Genomic DNA, 16,002 nt, shown 5'->3' on the forward strand with positions numbered 1-16,002 from the left:
GCCGAGCCTAGACGGGCTCGGGGGTCTCCCCCGCCTCGACGGCGACCTCCTCGACCAGCGGGTTGCGCGGGACGGCCAGCACGTGCTCCAACAGCCAGATGACGAGGACGGCCCCGACCACCAGCAGCCCGACCGCCACCCGCCACCCGATCGCGAACCCCTCGGTCAGCGCGTCGCGCGTCACGGCGTCGGTGATCACGGTGCCGCTCCGGGCCAGGGAGCTGATCTTGTCGTCGGCGTGCCGCAGGGCGATCGTCACGATGGTCGCCAGGCCGAGGGCCCCACCTACCTGCTGCACCGCCTGCTGGACGCCCGACGCGAGTGAGGAGTCCTGGCCCGTCACCTCGTGCAGGGAGGCGTTGCCGAAGGCGGGAAAGCTGATGCCCGAGCCGAAGGCCAGCAGCAGCATGCCCGGCAGGATGCCGCTGACGTAGGACGAGTCGGTCGACAGCGTGCTCGTCAGTGCGAGCCCGAGCGCGAGCAGGAGGAACCCGGTGCCGAGGATCCGTTTCACACCGAGACGCGGCATCAGCGCCGTGCCGAGGCCGATCCCGATGCCGATCGTGATGCCGAGCGGCAGGTAGGACAACCCGCTCTGGATGGGCGAGTAGTCGAGCACCTGCTGCTCGAAGAGGGTGAGCAGGAAGAAGTAGGAGAAGAAGCCCGCGGAGAAGAACAGCGTGACGAAGTTGGTCACGACCCGGGTGCGGTTGCGGAAGAACGACAGCGGGATGAGCGGGTCCTTCGAGCGGGACTCGACGAGGACCATGACCCCGATCAGCAGGACGCCGCCGATCAGCGGGAGCAGCACCTGCCGGGAGATCCAGTCGTGCTCGGCGGCCTCGAGCAGGCCGTAGACGATGCCGATGAGCCCGGCCGTCCCGGTCAGCGCGCCGGCCACGTCGGGACGGTGGGAGCGCCGCTCCATCCGGCTCTCCCTCACGAGCGCCGGCACGACCGCCAGGGCGAACGCGGCTACCGGCAGGTTGATGTAGAAGATCCAGCGCCAGTCGGCGAGGTCGGTCAGGAAGCCCGAGATCACCGTGCCGCTCGTGCCGCCGAGGCCCGCGATGCCGCCCCAGAGGCCGAGCGCCTTGATGCGCTCCTGCGGGTCGGGGAACATCACGGCGATCAGCCCGAGCGACGCCGGGGCCGCGAGCGCCTCCCCGATGCCCTGGACGAAGCGGGCGGAGACGAGCATCTCCGCGTTGGCCGCCGCGCCGCACGCCGCCGACGCGAGCCCGAACACGAGCACGCCGACGAGGAAGACGCGCTTGCGCCCGAGCATGTCGGCGAGCCGCCCGCCGAGCAGCAGCAGGCCCCCGGCCATCAGCACGTAGCCGTTGACGACCCACGCGAGCCCGGCCTCGGTGAAGTCGAGGTCGGTCTGGATGTCGGGGAGCGCGACGTTCACCACCGTGACGTCGAGGATGAGCATGAACTGGATGAGTCCCAGGACGCCCAGCGCCTTCCAGCGGCGCGGGTCGGAGGCGGGAGCCGCTTCTTGGCCGGTCATGGGACGAGCCAACCAGTTGCCACCGACACCCGGTCCTACCTCCGGTGGACCCTCGCACTGGCATAGAGGCACAGGGCAGCGGCGGTCGCCAGGTTGAGGCTCTCGGCCCGCCCGTGGATCGGGATCCGCACCCGGTGGTCGGCCAGCGCGGAGAGCTCGGGAGGCAGGCCCCACGCCTCGTTGCCGAACAGCCACGCGGTCGGACCGGCGAGGAGCTCGTCGGCGTCGAACAGGTCGACGTCTCCCCCGCCGTCGGCGGCCAGGACGGTCAGGCCCGCTCCGCGTGCAGCGTGTACGGCGGCCGCCGGATCGCGCTCGATCGCGAAGGGGACGTGGAAGAGGCTGCCCACGCTGGCGCGGACCGTCTTCGGGTTGTAGGGGTCGACCGAGTCGCCCGCGAGCACCACGGCGTCGGCCCCTACGGCGTCGGCGGTGCGGATGATCGTGCCGGCGTTGCCGGGGTCGCGGACGTCCGCGCAGACCGCGACGACCCTGCCGCTGGTCGAGGTGCGAGGAGCGCCGCCGACGAGGCTCGGGACGATCGCACCGAGCGGCTCGTCGAACATCTCGCAGACCGCGACGATGCCGGCGGGGGTGACCGCATCGGACAGCGACGCCAGCGCGCGGTGCTCGACGAGGGTCACCTCGGCGCCGGCCAGCAGGTCGGCGTACTGCTCGGCAGCGTGGGACGTCGCGAAGACCTCGACCACGCGGCCGGGGACCTCGAGGGCCCCCTCGACGGCCTTCGGGCCGTCAGCAAGGAAGAGCCGCCGCTCGGTGCGGACCGAGCGGCGGCTCAACTTCCGTGCGTCCTTCACGCGGGCGTTGCCCGCGGTGAGGGGGGTCACGGGTGGTGGATCAGGCCGAGACCGGGGCGTTGACGTCCTCGGGCAGCGCGGCGCGCGCCTGCTCGACGATTGCCTTGAACGCGGCCGGGTCGTTGACGGCCAGGTCGGCGAGGATCTTGCGGTCGACCTCGATGCCGGCCAGGTTGAGGCCCTGGATGAAGCGGTTGTAGGTCATGCCCTCGGCGCGAGCCGCGGCGTTGATCCGCTGGATCCACAGGCGACGGAAGTTGCCCTTGTTCTTCTTCCGGTCGTTGTAGCTGTAGACCAGCGAGTGGGTGACCTGCTCCTTCGCCTTGCGGTACAGGCGCGAGCGCTGGCCGCGGTAACCGCTGGCGCGCTCGAGGGTGGTCCGGCGCTTCTTCTGCGCGTTCACTGCGCGCTTGACGCGTGCCATCTTCTACTCCTTGTTTCGAATGCTCGGGTGCGAGGCGCCGGTCAGAGACCGAGCATCTTCTTCGCGCGCGGGACGTCGTTCTTGGCGACCTCGACGGTGCCGGTCATGCGGCGGGTCACCTTGGACGGCTTCTTCTCCAGGTTGTGGCGCTTGCCGGCCTTCTCCCGCAGGATCTTGCCGCTGCCGGTCACCTTGAACCGCTTGCTGGCACCGGAGTGCGTCTTGTTCTTCGGCATCTCTTCGCTCTCGTTCGTTTCTCTACGGGCTCTACAGGTCGATGTCGGGATCGAGGGCCTCGTTGGCGCGCTTGGGCTTCTTCTGGTCCGGCGTGGCCGGCTGGTGGGCGACGCGCTCGGCGTGCTCGGCGGCCTTGTCGGCGGCGCGCTCGGCGGCGAGCTCGTCCTTGGCGGCCTTGACCTCCGCCTTCGCCTCGGCCTTCTTCTTGTTCGGACCCAGCACCATGATCATGTTGCGACCGTCCTGCTTCGGCGACGACTCCACGAAGCCCAGCTCCGCGACGTCCTCGGCCAGCTTCTGCAGGAGCCGGAAGCCCAGCTCGGGGCGGTGCTGCTCGCGACCGCGGAACATGATCGTGATCTTGACCTTGTCGCCTGCCTTGAGGAACCGCACGACGTGACCCTTCTTGGTCTCGTAGTCGTGCTGGTCGATCTTCGGCCGGAGCTTCATCTCCTTGATGATGACGTTGGTCTGGTTCCGTCGCGCCTCACGGGCCTTCTGGGCGTTCTCGTACTTGAACTTCCCGTAGTCCATGAGCTTGCAGACGGGCGGCTTGCCCATCGGAGCGATCTCGACGAGATCCAGGTCGGCCTCCTGGGCCAGCTTCAGTGCCTGGTCGGTCGGGACGATCCCGACGGTCTCGCCGTTGGGTCCCACGAGTCGGACCTCGGGTACCCGGATCCGCTCGTTGATACGAAGCTCGGTGCTGATGTGTCCTCCAGTGTCGTTGGTGTCAGTCGCTGTCGTCGCTCTTCGGGATCAGTCCTGAAAAGCAAGAACGGCTCCCGCTAGCAAGCGGAAGCCAGTCGCGACACCATCACCGCACGCTCACGCGCACGACCTGGTCTCAGGGACCGGACCCGACGACCTGGGGTGCTTCTGGTGCGGTCGGTGCGGGTGGGAGAAGATGTGTTGCCTGATCTCCGCTTGTGGATCTGCCACCCCAGCGCTGCAGGTGGCGGATCGGTCAACGTCAGATGTTACCGGAATCATTCCGCCGGCGCAGAATCGCCGCCGCCGAGGAGCTCGCGCTTGGCCTGGGCGAACTCGTCGTCGGTGAGCTGTCCCTTCTCGTGCAGGTCGGCGAGCTGCTGCAGCGCGGCGACGACGCCGGGGCGTGCGGAGGCCGCCACGTCGGGCGCGACCGGCGGGGGGTCGTAGGGCGGGTACGACGTCGGAGCGGCCGGCACCCGTGCGGCACGGCGCGCCGGGCTCGCGCCGGGCGAGCCCCACGAGGTGAAGCGCCAGCTGGTGCGCCGTGAGCCGCTCGGCGCAGGTCCGGGCTCGGCGGACCGGTGCGTCGACCGGCTCCCGTCCGGTCGGGGGTCCGGTGCGGTCCGTTCGTCGAGCGCGTCCAGGTGCTGTGGCCTCCGGGCGTCGACGACCACGCGGAAGGTGTCGCCCGGCTCGGGCACCGTCCCCATCTCCCACAGCGAGGAGTAGGTCGCCTCGTAGGAGGGCGCCTGGTCGTCGCGCTTGACCCGCACCCGCAGCCTCCGCTTGATGTAGACGTCGTTGACGACCACGTTCATCAGCGGCTTCTTGACCTCCAGGACGACGGCGGTCGCACGGATGCCGTCGCGCTGCAGCAACGAGCTCGTGGTCAGCCGGTAGGCGACGAAGAGCGCCACGACGACGGCGAGGAGGACGAAGGCGATCTCCGCCGCCCAGCCGATGCCGAGACCCCAGTCGATCGCGAAGGGCAGCAAGGACACGACGAACCAGAGCACGACCGTCGTCCCCACGCCCTTGAGCTCGCGCGAGACGACCATGAAGAGGAGCAGCTGGGCGATGAACCCGAGGATCCAGACGGGGACGACGAAGCCGTCCCCGGACTCGACCGCGTCGGTGAAGAACACCGACAGCGACAGACCGGGGAGGACGGCAGCGCACCACCAGGCCACCAGCAGCAGCCGCATCCGGGTGAGGTCCACCCCCGGATGGTCCCGCGCTTCACCCGCCGGTGCCAGTCCCCTCCGGGGAGCCGGCCGCGTCGTCGCTGCCGAGCCATGCCCAGCCGCCGTCGGCGACCCGCACCGGACGCCAGCCGGCCGCGAGCCGCGGGAGGTCGGCGCCGCCCACCGTGAGCCGGTGCCCGCTGGAGACGTCGACCACGAGGGCGTCGGCGCCCTCCTGGACGGCGGTCGCGGCCGCGAGGTGGGCCGCCACGGGGACGGGCCGCGCCTCGGGGTCCCAGGCGCGCAGGGTGTCGGTCCCCGAGAAGGCGAGCAGTGCACGCCGCCCGTCGGGGGCCGTGAGCAGGACCGTCGCCATGTCGCTGGTCTTGTCGTGCGCGAGCCCGGCGTCGTCGACCTCGACCTCGCCGAGGAGCGCGACCACCGGCACCAGAAGCCGGGCGCCGGCCAGGGCGGCCAGCACCTCCGGGTAGCTGCACGCGCCGGCGCCGTACTGACGGAGGGCGGTGACGAGGACCGGGTCGGCCGCACCGTCGTCGTCGACGTACGGCGACCCCTGGATCAGGCGCTGCTGGGGGTGCTCCTCGGCCACGGACCCATCGTCCCACCGGGCGCGTCGCGCACCCGCATCGGCAGGGGTTGCGTGACACGATGTCGCGGTGTCGCCCGACTCGATCTCTCGGAACCGCCTCGCGGCGCGCCTCGACGCGGCCGTCCGGGCGATGGGAGAGCCGGTGCAGGCACCGGTCTTCGTGGTCGACGTCGACGCCTTCGACGCCAACGCCGCCGACCTGGTGAAGCGCGCCGCGGGCAAGCCGGTGCGGGTCGCGTCGAAGTCGGTCCGGGTCCCCGCGCTGGTGCGACGTGCGCTGTCGCACGAAGGCTTCCGGGGCATCCACGCCTACACGCTGGCCGAGGCACTGTGGCTGGAGGGTCAGGACGTCAGCGACGACATCCTGGTGGCCTACCCGACCGTCGACGCCGTCGCCCTCGCGGCCCTCGTCGCGTCGCCGCGCGCGGCGTCGCGGATCACCCTGATGATCGACGACACCGTCCACCTCGACGCGGTCGACGCCCTGCGCGCGTCGACCGCCGTCCCTGTCCGGGTCGCGATCGACGTCGACGCCGGGCTGCTGGTGGGCGGTCGCCACGTCGGCCCGAAGCGCTCCCCGCTCTACGACACCGCCGACGTCGTACGGCTCGCGCGTGCCGTGGTCGAGCGGCCCGGCTTCCACCTGGCCGGCGTGATGACCTACGAGGGCCAGGTGGCCGGCGTCCCCGACGCGGTCCCCCGGCAGCGCGCGCGCTCGTTGGTCGTACGGCGGCTCAAGGACGCCTCGGTGGCCCAGCTCCGTGCGCGTCGCTCCGAGATCGCCGACGCGTTGCGCGACGTCACCGACCTCGAGCTCTGGAACGCGGGTGGGTCCGGGTCGCTCGAGTCGTCGGCGGCCGATCCGGTCGTGACCGAGGTGACGGCGGGCTCGGGCCTCCTGGCGCCGACCCTCTTCGACCACTACCAGTCCTTCGACCCGCGCCCCGCGGCCTTCTTCGGCCTCCAGGTGACTCGGCGCCCCTCCCCCGACGTCGCGACCGTGCACGGCGGCGGCCTGGTCGCCAGCGGGGCCGCCGGTGCCGACCGGCTACCCACCCCGTGGGCCCCGGCGGGCCTGCACCTGACCGGCCTCGAGGGCGCCGGCGAGGTGCAGACCCCGCTGACCGGCCACCCGGCGGCGCTGCTGCGCGTCGGCGACCTGGTCTGGTTCCGCCATGCCAAGGCGGGCGAGCCGTTCGAGCACACCGCCCGCGTGCACCTGCTGAGCGGCGAGCGCTTCGTCGACAGCGTGCCGACCTACCGCGGGCATGGCCTCGTCTTCTGAGCCGGGCTCTCCCGCGGAGACGGCCCGGCTGGTCCTCGAGCTCGCGGCGTCCCGGCCGCCGACCCTCGGCGAGACCCGCCTGATCTCGATCGACGGGCCGGCCGGGTCGGGCAAGACCACCCTCGCCGAGATGATCGTCGCGCGGGAGCCCACGGCGCACGTCGTGCACATGGACGACCTCTACGACGGCTGGACCGGGCTCGGGTCGGTCTCGCGCCAGCTCAGCACCCTGGTGCGGCCGCTCGCCATGGGCCGGCCCGGCTTCTACCGGCGCTACGACTGGCTGCAGGGCCGGTTCGCCGAGACCGTCGACGTCGAGCCGCCGCCGCTGCTCGTGCTCGAGGGCGTCGGGTCCGGCGTCGCCGAGCTGTCCACCATGATCACCGTGCTGGTCTGGGTCACCGCTCCCCGGGCGCTGCGCAGGGAGCGCGGGCTCCGTCGCGACGGCGACACGATCGCGCCGCAGTGGGACGGCTGGATGCGCCAGGAGGACGCCCACTTCGCGGGTCAGCGCACCGCCGAGCGCGCCGATCTCGTCGTGGACGGCACGGGCGGCCGATCAGCCGAACGGATGAACCGTGGCTGACCTCCTGTCGCCGCCGGTTCGCCGCCACTAACCTGCGTTCGTGAGCGCGGCTCCCTCCGTAGCGCTCCCGACCGGGCGGGTGGCTCTTCTCTTCACCGACATCGAGGGTTCGACCGCGCTCCTCAACCGCCTCGGTGACGTGTACGGCGACGTGCTGGACGACCACGACCGGATCGTGCGCGAGGTGTTCGCGGAGTGCGGCGGGCACGAGTTCTCCAACGAGGGCGACGCCTTCGGGGCCGCCTTCCCGGATCCTGGCGGGGCCGTGCGCGCCGCGCGCGAGATCCAGCGACGGCTGTGCGGCCACCCGTGGCCGGGTGATGAGCAGCCGCGGGTGCGGATCGGGGTGCACCTCGGGGAGCCCAAGGTCCGTGGTCACGACTACTGGGGCGAGGACGTCCACTTCGCGGCGCGCGTGTGCTCGGCCGCCCACGGCGGGCAGGTCATCGTGAGCGCCGCCATGCGGGCGACGCTCGCGCCCGGCGAGGCGACCAGCCTGGGCCACCACGGCCTCAAGGACTTCCCGACCCCGCGAGAGCTCTTCCAGGTGCTCGTCCCGGACGGCGGCCCCGCACGGTTCCCGCCGCCGCGGACCCTGTCGACCTACCACGACAACCTGCCCTCGATCACCCTGCCGCTCTACGGCCGCGACGGCGTGCTCGACGACCTCGACCGACTGCTGCGGGACGGCCGGCGGCTGGTCACGCTCATCGGCCCGGGCGGCATCGGGAAGACCCGCGTCGCGGTGGCCCTCGGTGAGCGCCTCGTCGAGCGCTTCCCGGACGGCGTCGCGTTCGTCGCCCTTGCCGCGACCGACGCGGAGCACGCGGCCGGTGCGATCGCCGACGCGGTCGGCGCCGCGCGTGGCGGCGAGGCCGACATCGCCGTGCTGGAGCACCTGCGCCAACGCCGGATGGTGGTCGTCCTCGACAACTGCGAGCACCTGGTCGACCGCGCGGCCGCCATGGTGGCCGAGATGCTCCGGCGCTGCCCGGGCATCGTCGTGCTGGCGACCTCCCAGGTGCCGCTCGGGCTGGTCGAGGAGACGGTGTGGCGGCTGGAGCCGCTCGCGACCGACGCGCCCGCGAGCGACCGGTCCGGACGCTCCCCCGCCACCGAGATGCTGGTCGAACGGGCCCGGGCGCGCGACGCGTCGTACTCCCTCGGGACCGCGGACGAGGAGCTCGTCGAGCGCCTCTGCGTGCTCCTCGACGGGGTCCCGCTCGCCCTCGAGCTGGCATCGGCGCGGATCCGGGTGTTCGGCATCCGCCGCCTGGTCGACGCGCTCGAGCGCAACGTGGACGCGCTCGCGAGCGACGACCGCGACCTGCCGAGCCGGCAGAGGTCGCTGCGCGCCGCCCTCGACTGGACGCTGTCGCTGCTGACACCGCAGGAGCAGGACGCCTTCGCCGCGCTCGCCTCCTTCGCCGAGGCATGGTCGATCGAGCAGGCCGAGGGGCTCTTCGCCGGTGAGCTCGACGAGATCGCCGTGTGGGGCGTGCTCAGCCGCCTCATCGACGCCTCGTTGGTCCTGGTGCAGGGCGACGGCCGGTTCGCGATGCCCGAGCGCGTACGACGGCACGCGGCCGAGCTGCTGGCGGCCTCACCCGACCAGGCCCGGCGCCGCCGACGCCACGCCGAGGTCGTGGGCCAGGAGATGCGCGAGGTGGCCCTCCAGGTGCACGTCGACTACCGCCGGATGCTCGCCAACGTCGCCGACCTCCTGCCGGAGGTGCTCCAGGCGCTCGCGTGGACGAAGGCGCACGCCCCGGACGCCTATCGCCACGTCGTGGGGCTGACGGCTCCCGGCCTCGCCAAGCTGGGGCAGCTCGCGGTGGTCGCCGACGACGTACCTCGGCTGGTGCACGAGGGCGACCCGCAGGACTACGACGACGCCGCGCTCGCGTTCGCGGACGGCCTCTGCCACGGGATGCGCTGGTCCTCCGACACCGAGGCCGAGGTCGCGACCTTCGAGCGCGCGGCCCGCGGCTACGCGGCGCACGGCGACGTGCGCGAGGCGGTCATCGCGGGGAGCCGGGCGGCGGGTGCGATGGAGGCCGACGACCGGATCGGTGCGGCGCTCGAACGGATGGACGCGCTCGCGCCGCTCGTCGAGGCGATCGCCGACCGGCGCTGGCGCGAGGAGTGGGAGCGTCGCGCGGCGGCGATCTTCGAGCTCGAGCCCGCGAGCCTCGCGCGCCGGCAGCGCGTCCTCGAGCGGTGGGGCGTCGGCACCGGGACCTACGCGGTCGGGCACGGCTACAACGAGGCCATCCTGGCCGGGCTCGGCGGCGAGACCGAGCTGGCACTGGTGCGCTGCGCGGAGGCGCTGCGCGACGTCCCGCGCCAGCAGCTCTACCTCACCCTCGACCACGTGAAGGCCGTCGCGTGGCTGCTCGCCGAGCTGCACGACGACGTCGCGTCGGTCCAGCTGCGTGCCGCGATCGACGCCGTCTACCAGGCTCGGACGGGCGCGGAGCACGGCGACGTCCTGCCGGAGTACACGCTCGCCTTCACCGCCTCCGAGCAGCGACTGAGCCCGGACGCGCTCGCGGAGGCACGGGCCCACGGCGCGACCCTGGCGTACGACGACCTGGTCGATCGCGCGCTCGAGATGACCGCCCGCGCGTCAGTGGGCGTCGAGGATCGCGCGTAGCTCGACGACGTCGGCCCGGGCGCGAGCGCCGTCGGAGCCGTGGATCCCCATCGCCGACAGGGTGCTGCCGTCGTCGAGGTCGAGCGTCGGCCACGGTGCGCCCGGCGACATCTGGATCCGCACCACCTGGGCCCAGGCGAGCTCGTGCTTGCGGTAGCCGTTGACGACGGTCAGACCGTCGGCGGACGCGGTGATCCGCGACCGTGCGAGCCCGTTGAGGAGCACGACCCCGACGCCGATGAAGAACACGACCGTGGCCCGCTGGAGCGGGCTGACCGCGTCCTTGGTCTCCTGCGGGAACGTGAACCACAGCATCCCGAACGCGCCGGCGAGGACCACCGCGAAGATCGGGGCCACCACCCGCGGCCCGAGCGGGCGGTAGGTCTTCGGCAGGTCGGGCAGGCTCACAGGCGGCAGGCGTGGATGTCGGTCAGCAGGATGGCCCGGGCGCCGAGGTCGTAGAGCTCGTCCATCAGCCGCTGCGCACCGGCTCGCGGCACCATCGCCCGCACGGCGACCCAGCCCTCGCGGTGGAGCGGGGAAACGGTCGGCCCCTCGAGACCGGGGGTCAGCGCGACGGCGTCGGTCACCTTCGACGCCTCGATGTCGTAGTCCATCATCACGTAGCTGCGCGCCACGAGGACGCCGTCGACACGACGCTTGAAGACCTCGAACGCCGGCGACCCGTTGCCCGCACGCGTGATCAGCACCGCCTCGGACTCCAGGATCGCCTCGCCGAACACGGCCAGCCCGGCCTGGCGCAGGGTGCTCCCTGTCTCGACGACGTCGGCGATCACGTCGGCCACGCCGAGCTGGATGCTCGTCTCCACGGCACCGTCGAGCCGCACCACGTGTGCCTCGATCCCGCGCCGGTCGAGGAAGCCCTGCACGATCCCGGTGTAGGAGGTGGCGATCCGCTTGCCCGCCAGCACGGACAGGTCAGCGGCGGGGTCGATGGCGCCCTGCGGCCCGGCGAAGCGGAAGGTGCTCCGGCCGAAGCCCAGCGTCATCACCTCCTCGGCCTTGGCGCCCGAGTCGAGCAGCAGGTCGCGACCGGTGATGCCGACGTCGAGGGTGCCCTCGCCGACGTAGAGGGCGATGTCGCGCGGCCGGAGGTAGAAGAACTCGACGTCGTTCTCGGTGTCGAGGAGGCGCAGCTCCTTGGAGTCCGAGCGCTGCTTGTAGCCCGACTCCTTGAGGATGTCGGTCGCTGCGGCGGACAGCGCGCCCTTGTTGGGGATCGCGATCTTGAGGCGGGTCATGGTGACTCTCAGAGGTGGGCGTAGACGTCGGAGGGCTCGAGGCCGAGGGCGAGCATCAGGACCTGGGTGTGGTAGATCAGCTGGCTGATCTCCTCGGCCGCCCGGTCCTTGCCCTCGTGCTCCGCCGCCATCCACGACTCGGCGGCCTCCTCGACCAGCTTCTTGCCGATCTGGTGCACCCCGGCGTCCAGCGCCGCGACCGTGCCGGAACCGGCGGGACGGGTCTGTGCCTTGTGGCTCAGCTCGGCCCAGAGCTCGTCGAACGTCTTCACGGGCAACCAGTCTAGGGAGTGTGGCGCTTGACCTTGCGCAGGGTCTGCGCGGTGAGCAGCGCCGCGGCGGCCGCCTCGTAGCCCTTGTCCTCCCGCGAGCCCTCCAACCCGGCCCGGTCGAGTGCCTGCTGCTCGTCGTCGGTCGTCAGCAGCCCGAAGCCGATCGCGGCCGAGTGGTCGAGCGCCACCCGGGTCAGACCGTCGGTCGCGGCGTTGCAGACGTAGTCGAAGTGGGGCGTGCCGCCTCGGATCACGACGCCGAGGGCGACCACGGCGTCGTACCCCTGCGCGGCGAGCGCCGCCGCCACCACCGGCAGCTCGAAGGCGCCCGGCACACGGACGACGACGGGCGCCTCGACCCGGTGGTCGGCGAACGCCTTCTCGGCGCCCGCGATGAGGCCGTCCATCACCTGGGTGTGCCAGCTCGCGGCGACCACGGCGACCCGGAGGTCGTGGCAGTCGGTGGGCTCTGCGGTCGGTGCTCCGTGTCCTGCCATGTCAGCTGACCTCCAGGTCGGGAAGGTGGTGGCCCATCCGGTCGCGCTTGGTCAGCAGGTAGGCCAGGTTGTGGTCGTTGGGGTGCGGCGTGAGGGGGACCCGCTCGGCGACCTTGATGCCGTAGTCCTCGAGGTTGTTGACCTTGTCGGGGTTGTTGGTGAGCAGGCGCACCTCACCGACGCCGAGGTCCTTCAGGATCTGGGTGGCGGCGCCGTAGTGGCGCGCGTCGGCCGGCAGGCCGAGGTCGAGGTTGGCGTCGACCGTGTCGCGGCCGCCGTCCTGGAGCTGGTAGGCCTGCAGCTTGGCGACCAGGCCGATGCCGCGGCCCTCGTGGCCGCGCAGGTAGACCACGACGCCGCGTCCCTCCGCGACGATGCGGTCCATCGCCTCGTTGAGCTGCGGACCGCAGTCGCAACGGCTGCTGCCGAAGACGTCGCCGGTGAGGCACTCCGAGTGCACGCGCGTCAGCACGGGCTCGCCGTCGGAGAGGTCGGCCACGTCCCCGTAGACCAGGGCGACGTGCTCGCTGCCGTCGACGGTGATCGTGTAGCCGTAGGCGGTGAAGTCACCGTGGCTCGTGGGCAGCCGGGTCTCGGCCTCGCGGATGACGTGGACCTCGGTGCGCCGGCGGTACTTCACCAGCTCCTCGATCGAGATCATCGCGAGCCCGTGCTCGTCGGCGAACGCGCGCAGCTCGGGCGCCCGCTTCATGGTCCCGTCGTCGTTGACGACCTCGACGAGGACGCCCGCCGGCGTGAGCCCGGCCAGGGTGGCGAGGTCGACGGCGGCCTCGGTGTGGCCGCGGCGGACGAGCACCCCACCCTCGCGGTAGCGCAGGGGGAAGACGTGGCCGGGGCGGGTGATCTCCCACGGCTCGGTCGCGGAGTCGGCCAGCACCCGCGCGGTGTGCGCGCGGTCGGCCGCCGAGATACCGGTGGAGACGCCGTCCCGGGCGTCGACCGAGATCGTGTACGCCGTGCGCATCTTGTCCTTGTTGTGCGGCGTCATGAGGGGGATCTCGAGTCGGTCGAGCATCGCGCCCGGCATCGGCACGCAGATCACGCCGCTGCTGTGGCGGATCGTGAACGCCATCAGCTCCGGGGTGGCCTTCGACGCGGCGAAGATGATGTCGCCCTCGTTCTCCCGCTCCTCGTCGTCCACGACGATGACGGCCTTGCCGGCCGCGATGTCGGCGATCGCGCGCTCGACGGGGTCCAGCCTCACCTTGTCAGTCATTCCGAATCAGCCTTTCGACGTGCTTGGCGATGATGTCCGCCTCGAGGTTCACCGGGTCGCCGGGCTGCTTGAAGCCGAGCGTGGTGCGGGCGAGGGTCTCGGGGATGAGGGAGACGACGAAGGTCTCGTCGTGGAGCTCGGCCACCGTGAGTGAGATCCCGTCGACGGTGATCGAGCCGTGCAGCACGACGTAGCGCCGGATGTGCTCGGGCAGCTCGATCTCGACGAGCTCCCAGTGCTCGCCGGGCTCGCGGCGCACGATCGTGCCGGTCGTGTCGACGTGGCCCTGCACGATGTGCCCGCCGAGGCGGGTCTGCGGGGTGCAGGCGCGCTCGAGGTTGACCCGGTGGCCGACCCGCAGCGCTCCGAGCGAGGTCTTGTCGAGCGTCATCTGCATGACGTCGGCGGTGAAGGAGTCCGCGCCGAGCGTGGCGACGGTCAGGCAGCAGCCGTTGACGGCGATCGAGTCGCCCAGCGCCGCGTCGGTGGTGACGGCCCCCTCGACGGTGAGGCGTACGGCGTCGCTCTGCTCCTCGATCCCGGCGACGGTGCCGAGCTCCTCGACGATCCCGGTGAACATCAGGCTCCCTTCGGGGGTTGCATCCGGATGCGGACGTTGGCCTCCGCGCCCTCGCCGACCACCGTGACGTCGGTGATCTCGAGGTGGAGGGCCTTGCTGATCGTGCGGATCCGGAGCGGGCCGATCGCCGGCTTGCCCGCACCGAGCAGCATCGGTGCGACGTAGGTGACCACCTCGTCGACCACCCCGGCCCGCAGGAAGGCCGCGGCCAGGGTCGGTCCGCCCTCGAAGAACACGTGGTGGCGGTCGTGGTCGGCGTAGAGCGTCTTCAGCGCCTCGAGCGGGTCGTGGGTGCGGAGCTGCACCGTTTCGGCAGCCTCGTCGAACACACGGCGGTCCTCGCCGAGGTCGCGCTGCCCCATGACCGCACGCAGCGGTTGGTCGGGCAGCGGCTGGTCGTCCGCGTCGCGCACGGTGAGCTGCGGATCGTCGACCGCCACGGTGTTGGTGCCGACCAGCACCGTGTCGCACTCCGCCCGGAGCGCGTGGGTGTCGCGGCGGGCGGGTGGCGAGGACACCCAGCGCGAGGTCCCGTCCGCGGCCGCGATGCGCCCGTCGAGCGTGGCGGCGTACTTCCAGGTGACGAACGGCCGGCCGTGCTCGTGCGCGAAGGTCCACACCGGGTTGAGGGCGCGGGCGTCCGCCAGGAGCAGGCCGTCCTCGACCTCGATGCCGGCTGCGGCGAGCGCCTCGAGGCCACCCCCGGCGACGGGGTTCGGGTCGCGCTGCGCGACGACGACCTTGGCCACGCCGGCCTCGATCAGCGCCACGGCGCACGGTCCCGTGCGGCCCGTGTGGTTGCAGGGCTCGAGAGTGACGACGGCGGTCGCGCCACGGGCCGCCTCGCCGGCCGCCGTCAGCGCCTCGATCTCCGCGTGGGGTGTGCCCGCGCCGTGGTGGTAGCCCTCCCCCACGACCGTCCCGTCCGGTGCCAGCAGCACGCAGCCCACCCGTGGGTTGGGCCGCAGCGGCACGCCGGGCGTCGCCGCGAGCTGCAGCGCGCGCAGCATCGCGTCGTACTCCTGGGCGAAGGTCTCCGCCACGCCTGTCCTCTCGGTCGTCCTCTGCTCGGACTCCGGGGTTCAGGGGCGAAGGGCGCCGTGGCAGCGCCACCGACGTCCATCACTCGTGCGTGCACTTCCCATCCGGACTTTGACCGTCGGTCCAGGACTACCAAATCGGATTTGGGCACCTGGTCAACCGATCGCTGGCTGCGATCGGGTCGCGGACTGAGGAACGAAGCGATCAAGCATCGACCCATCACCGCCGGCTCGGAGTTTCACCGACCCCAGAGCACGCGAGCTCTTGTGACACCAATGGTCGCACAGCGTCCGGGTATTCCCGCAACGTGTCCCTCACCACGGACCCCAGGATCCGCCGAGGGTGCGATCGCCCTCGCCGACAGCCACGAGCGGGGAAACCCGCAGTCGCGTCATGACTGCGGATCTCCCGGCTGTGGGGTCAGCCGGCGTCGGCGGCCCGGGCACGGAGGGCGGCGACCATGGCATCGGGGTCGTCGGCGGAGAACACGGCGCTGCCGGCGACGAAGACGTCGGCGCCGGCCTCGGCGCAGCGCTCGATGGTGTCCAGCGAGACACCTCCGTCGACCTGGAGCCAGGTCTCGACGCCGTGCTTGTCCATCAGGGCGCGGGCGCGACGGATCTTCGGCAGGCAGAGGTCGAGGAACTTCTGGCCTCCGAAGCCCGGCTCGACGGTCATGATCAACAGCATGTCGAGCTCGGGCAGCAGGTCCTCGTAGGGCTCGATCGGGGTGGCCGGCTTGAGGGCCATCGACGCACGGGCGCCGGCGGCGCGGATCTCGCGCGCCAGCCGGACCGGGGCCTTGGCCGCCTCGACGTGGAAGGTCACCGACCCGCAGCCGGCCTCGACGTACGCCGGCGCGTTGCGGTCGGCGTCGTCGATCATCAGGTGGGCGTCGAGCGGGGTGTCGGTCGACCGTGCCAGCGCCTCGACCATCGCCGGCCCGAAGGTCAGGTTGGGCACGAAGTGGTTGTCCATCACGTCGACGTGGATCCAGTCCGCGCCGGGGATCCGGGCGACCTCCTCGCCGAGCCGGGCGAAGTCCGCGTTGAGGATCGACGGTGTGATCTGGATGTGCCCCAC

The 16,002-nt window shown here is 71.9% G+C and carries 18 protein-coding genes and 1 riboswitch; of the genes, 3 read left to right on the plus strand and 15 right to left on the minus strand.

Going from position 1 to position 16,002, the window contains the following annotated elements; translation table 11 throughout:
• Nucleotides 1–7: 7 nt before the first annotated feature.
• The 7 genes from ACAX67_RS14435 to ACAX67_RS14465 all read right to left on the minus strand — a co-directional run bounded on the left by ACAX67_RS14435 (nt 8) and on the right by ACAX67_RS14465 (nt 5,503).
• A complete protein-coding gene (locus ACAX67_RS14435; RefSeq protein WP_370704570.1) occupies nt 8–1,516 on the minus strand; it encodes an MFS transporter in 1,509 nt (502 codons plus the stop codon).
• 35 nt (nt 1,517–1,551) lie between these two features.
• Nucleotides 1,552–2,364 (minus strand): TrmH family RNA methyltransferase, encoded by an 813-nt coding sequence (locus ACAX67_RS14440; RefSeq protein ID WP_370704571.1) that lies wholly within the window; start codon nt 2,362–2,364, stop codon nt 1,552–1,554.
• 10 nt (nt 2,365–2,374) lie between these two features.
• The gene (rplT, locus tag ACAX67_RS14445; RefSeq protein WP_370704572.1) at nt 2,375–2,758 is read right to left on the minus strand and encodes a 50S ribosomal protein L20; all 384 of its coding nucleotides are present in this window, start codon (nt 2,756–2,758) and stop codon (nt 2,375–2,377) included.
• Between the two features lie 41 nt (nt 2,759–2,799).
• Nucleotides 2,800–2,994, minus strand: a complete 195-nt coding sequence (rpmI, locus tag ACAX67_RS14450) for a 50S ribosomal protein L35 (protein WP_118928002.1) — start codon at nt 2,992–2,994, stop codon at nt 2,800–2,802.
• Between the two features lie 31 nt (nt 2,995–3,025).
• Nucleotides 3,026–3,652 carry a translation initiation factor IF-3 gene (gene infC, locus ACAX67_RS14455; protein WP_370704573.1) on the minus strand — a complete coding sequence of 209 codons (627 nt, stop codon included), beginning with the start codon at nt 3,650–3,652 and terminating at the stop codon, nt 3,026–3,028.
• Nucleotides 3,653–3,984: 332 nt separating this feature from the next.
• Nucleotides 3,985–4,929 carry an SHOCT domain-containing protein gene (locus ACAX67_RS14460; protein ID WP_370704574.1) on the minus strand — a complete coding sequence of 315 codons (945 nt, stop codon included), beginning with the start codon at nt 4,927–4,929 and terminating at the stop codon, nt 3,985–3,987.
• Nucleotides 4,930–4,948: 19 nt separating this feature from the next.
• The gene (locus ACAX67_RS14465) at nt 4,949–5,503 is read right to left on the minus strand and encodes an SseB family protein (protein WP_370704575.1); all 555 of its coding nucleotides are present in this window, start codon (nt 5,501–5,503) and stop codon (nt 4,949–4,951) included.
• A 67-nt stretch (nt 5,504–5,570) separates the two neighbouring features.
• Between ACAX67_RS14465 and ACAX67_RS14470 the strand changes: the two genes are divergently transcribed.
• From ACAX67_RS14470 to ACAX67_RS14480, 3 genes are read left to right on the plus strand one after another with little or no spacing between them, the layout of a single operon-like run.
• Nucleotides 5,571–6,788: an amino acid deaminase/aldolase gene (locus ACAX67_RS14470; RefSeq protein WP_370704576.1), complete on the plus strand. Its 1,218-nt coding sequence runs from the start codon at nt 5,571–5,573 to the stop codon at nt 6,786–6,788.
• On the plus strand, nt 6,772–7,374 hold the full coding sequence (locus tag ACAX67_RS14475) for a nucleoside/nucleotide kinase family protein (protein WP_370704577.1): 603 nt from the start codon (nt 6,772–6,774) through the stop codon (nt 7,372–7,374). Before ACAX67_RS14470 ends, ACAX67_RS14475 begins: the two co-directional genes overlap by 17 nt.
• 40 nt (nt 7,375–7,414) lie before the next feature.
• Nucleotides 7,415–10,030: an ATP-binding protein gene (locus ACAX67_RS14480; protein ID WP_370704578.1), complete on the plus strand. Its 2,616-nt coding sequence runs from the start codon at nt 7,415–7,417 to the stop codon at nt 10,028–10,030.
• Here ACAX67_RS14480 and ACAX67_RS14485 read toward each other — a convergent pair.
• The 8 genes from ACAX67_RS14485 to rpe form a co-directional block, all read right to left on the minus strand.
• Nucleotides 10,004–10,438, minus strand: a complete 435-nt coding sequence (locus ACAX67_RS14485) for a PH domain-containing protein (RefSeq protein WP_370704579.1) — start codon at nt 10,436–10,438, stop codon at nt 10,004–10,006. The genes ACAX67_RS14480 and ACAX67_RS14485 overlap by 27 nt on opposite strands.
• A complete protein-coding gene (gene hisG, locus ACAX67_RS14490; RefSeq protein ID WP_370704580.1) occupies nt 10,435–11,292 on the minus strand; it encodes an ATP phosphoribosyltransferase in 858 nt (285 codons plus the stop codon). The genes ACAX67_RS14485 and hisG overlap by 4 nt, the downstream gene beginning before the upstream one ends.
• An 8-nt stretch (nt 11,293–11,300) precedes the next feature.
• A complete protein-coding gene (locus tag ACAX67_RS14495) occupies nt 11,301–11,564 on the minus strand; it encodes a phosphoribosyl-ATP diphosphatase (RefSeq protein WP_370704581.1) in 264 nt (87 codons plus the stop codon).
• Between the two features lie 11 nt (nt 11,565–11,575).
• Nucleotides 11,576–12,061, minus strand: a complete 486-nt coding sequence (gene ribH, locus ACAX67_RS14500; protein ID WP_370704582.1) for a 6,7-dimethyl-8-ribityllumazine synthase — start codon at nt 12,059–12,061, stop codon at nt 11,576–11,578.
• Nucleotide 12,062: 1 nt separating this feature from the next.
• Entirely contained in the window at nt 12,063–13,298 is a 1,236-nt protein-coding gene (locus ACAX67_RS14505) for a bifunctional 3,4-dihydroxy-2-butanone-4-phosphate synthase/GTP cyclohydrolase II (RefSeq protein WP_370704583.1), read from the minus strand.
• Entirely contained in the window at nt 13,291–13,878 is a 588-nt protein-coding gene (locus ACAX67_RS14510) for a riboflavin synthase (protein ID WP_370704584.1), read from the minus strand. Before ACAX67_RS14510 ends, ACAX67_RS14505 begins: the two co-directional genes overlap by 8 nt.
• Nucleotides 13,878–14,888: a bifunctional diaminohydroxyphosphoribosylaminopyrimidine deaminase/5-amino-6-(5-phosphoribosylamino)uracil reductase RibD gene (gene ribD / locus ACAX67_RS14515; protein WP_370705086.1), complete on the minus strand. Its 1,011-nt coding sequence runs from the start codon at nt 14,886–14,888 to the stop codon at nt 13,878–13,880. The genes ACAX67_RS14510 and ribD overlap by 1 nt, the downstream gene beginning before the upstream one ends.
• A gap of 118 nt (nt 14,889–15,006) precedes the next feature.
• A riboswitch (FMN riboswitch) is annotated at nt 15,007–15,179 on the minus strand.
• Nucleotides 15,180–15,339: 160 nt separating this feature from the next.
• A complete protein-coding gene (gene rpe, locus ACAX67_RS14520) occupies nt 15,340–16,002 on the minus strand; it encodes a ribulose-phosphate 3-epimerase (RefSeq protein WP_370704585.1) in 663 nt (220 codons plus the stop codon).

This window comes from Nocardioides candidus (assembly GCF_041321175.1).
GTDB lineage: Bacteria > Actinomycetota > Actinomycetes > Propionibacteriales > Nocardioidaceae > Nocardioides.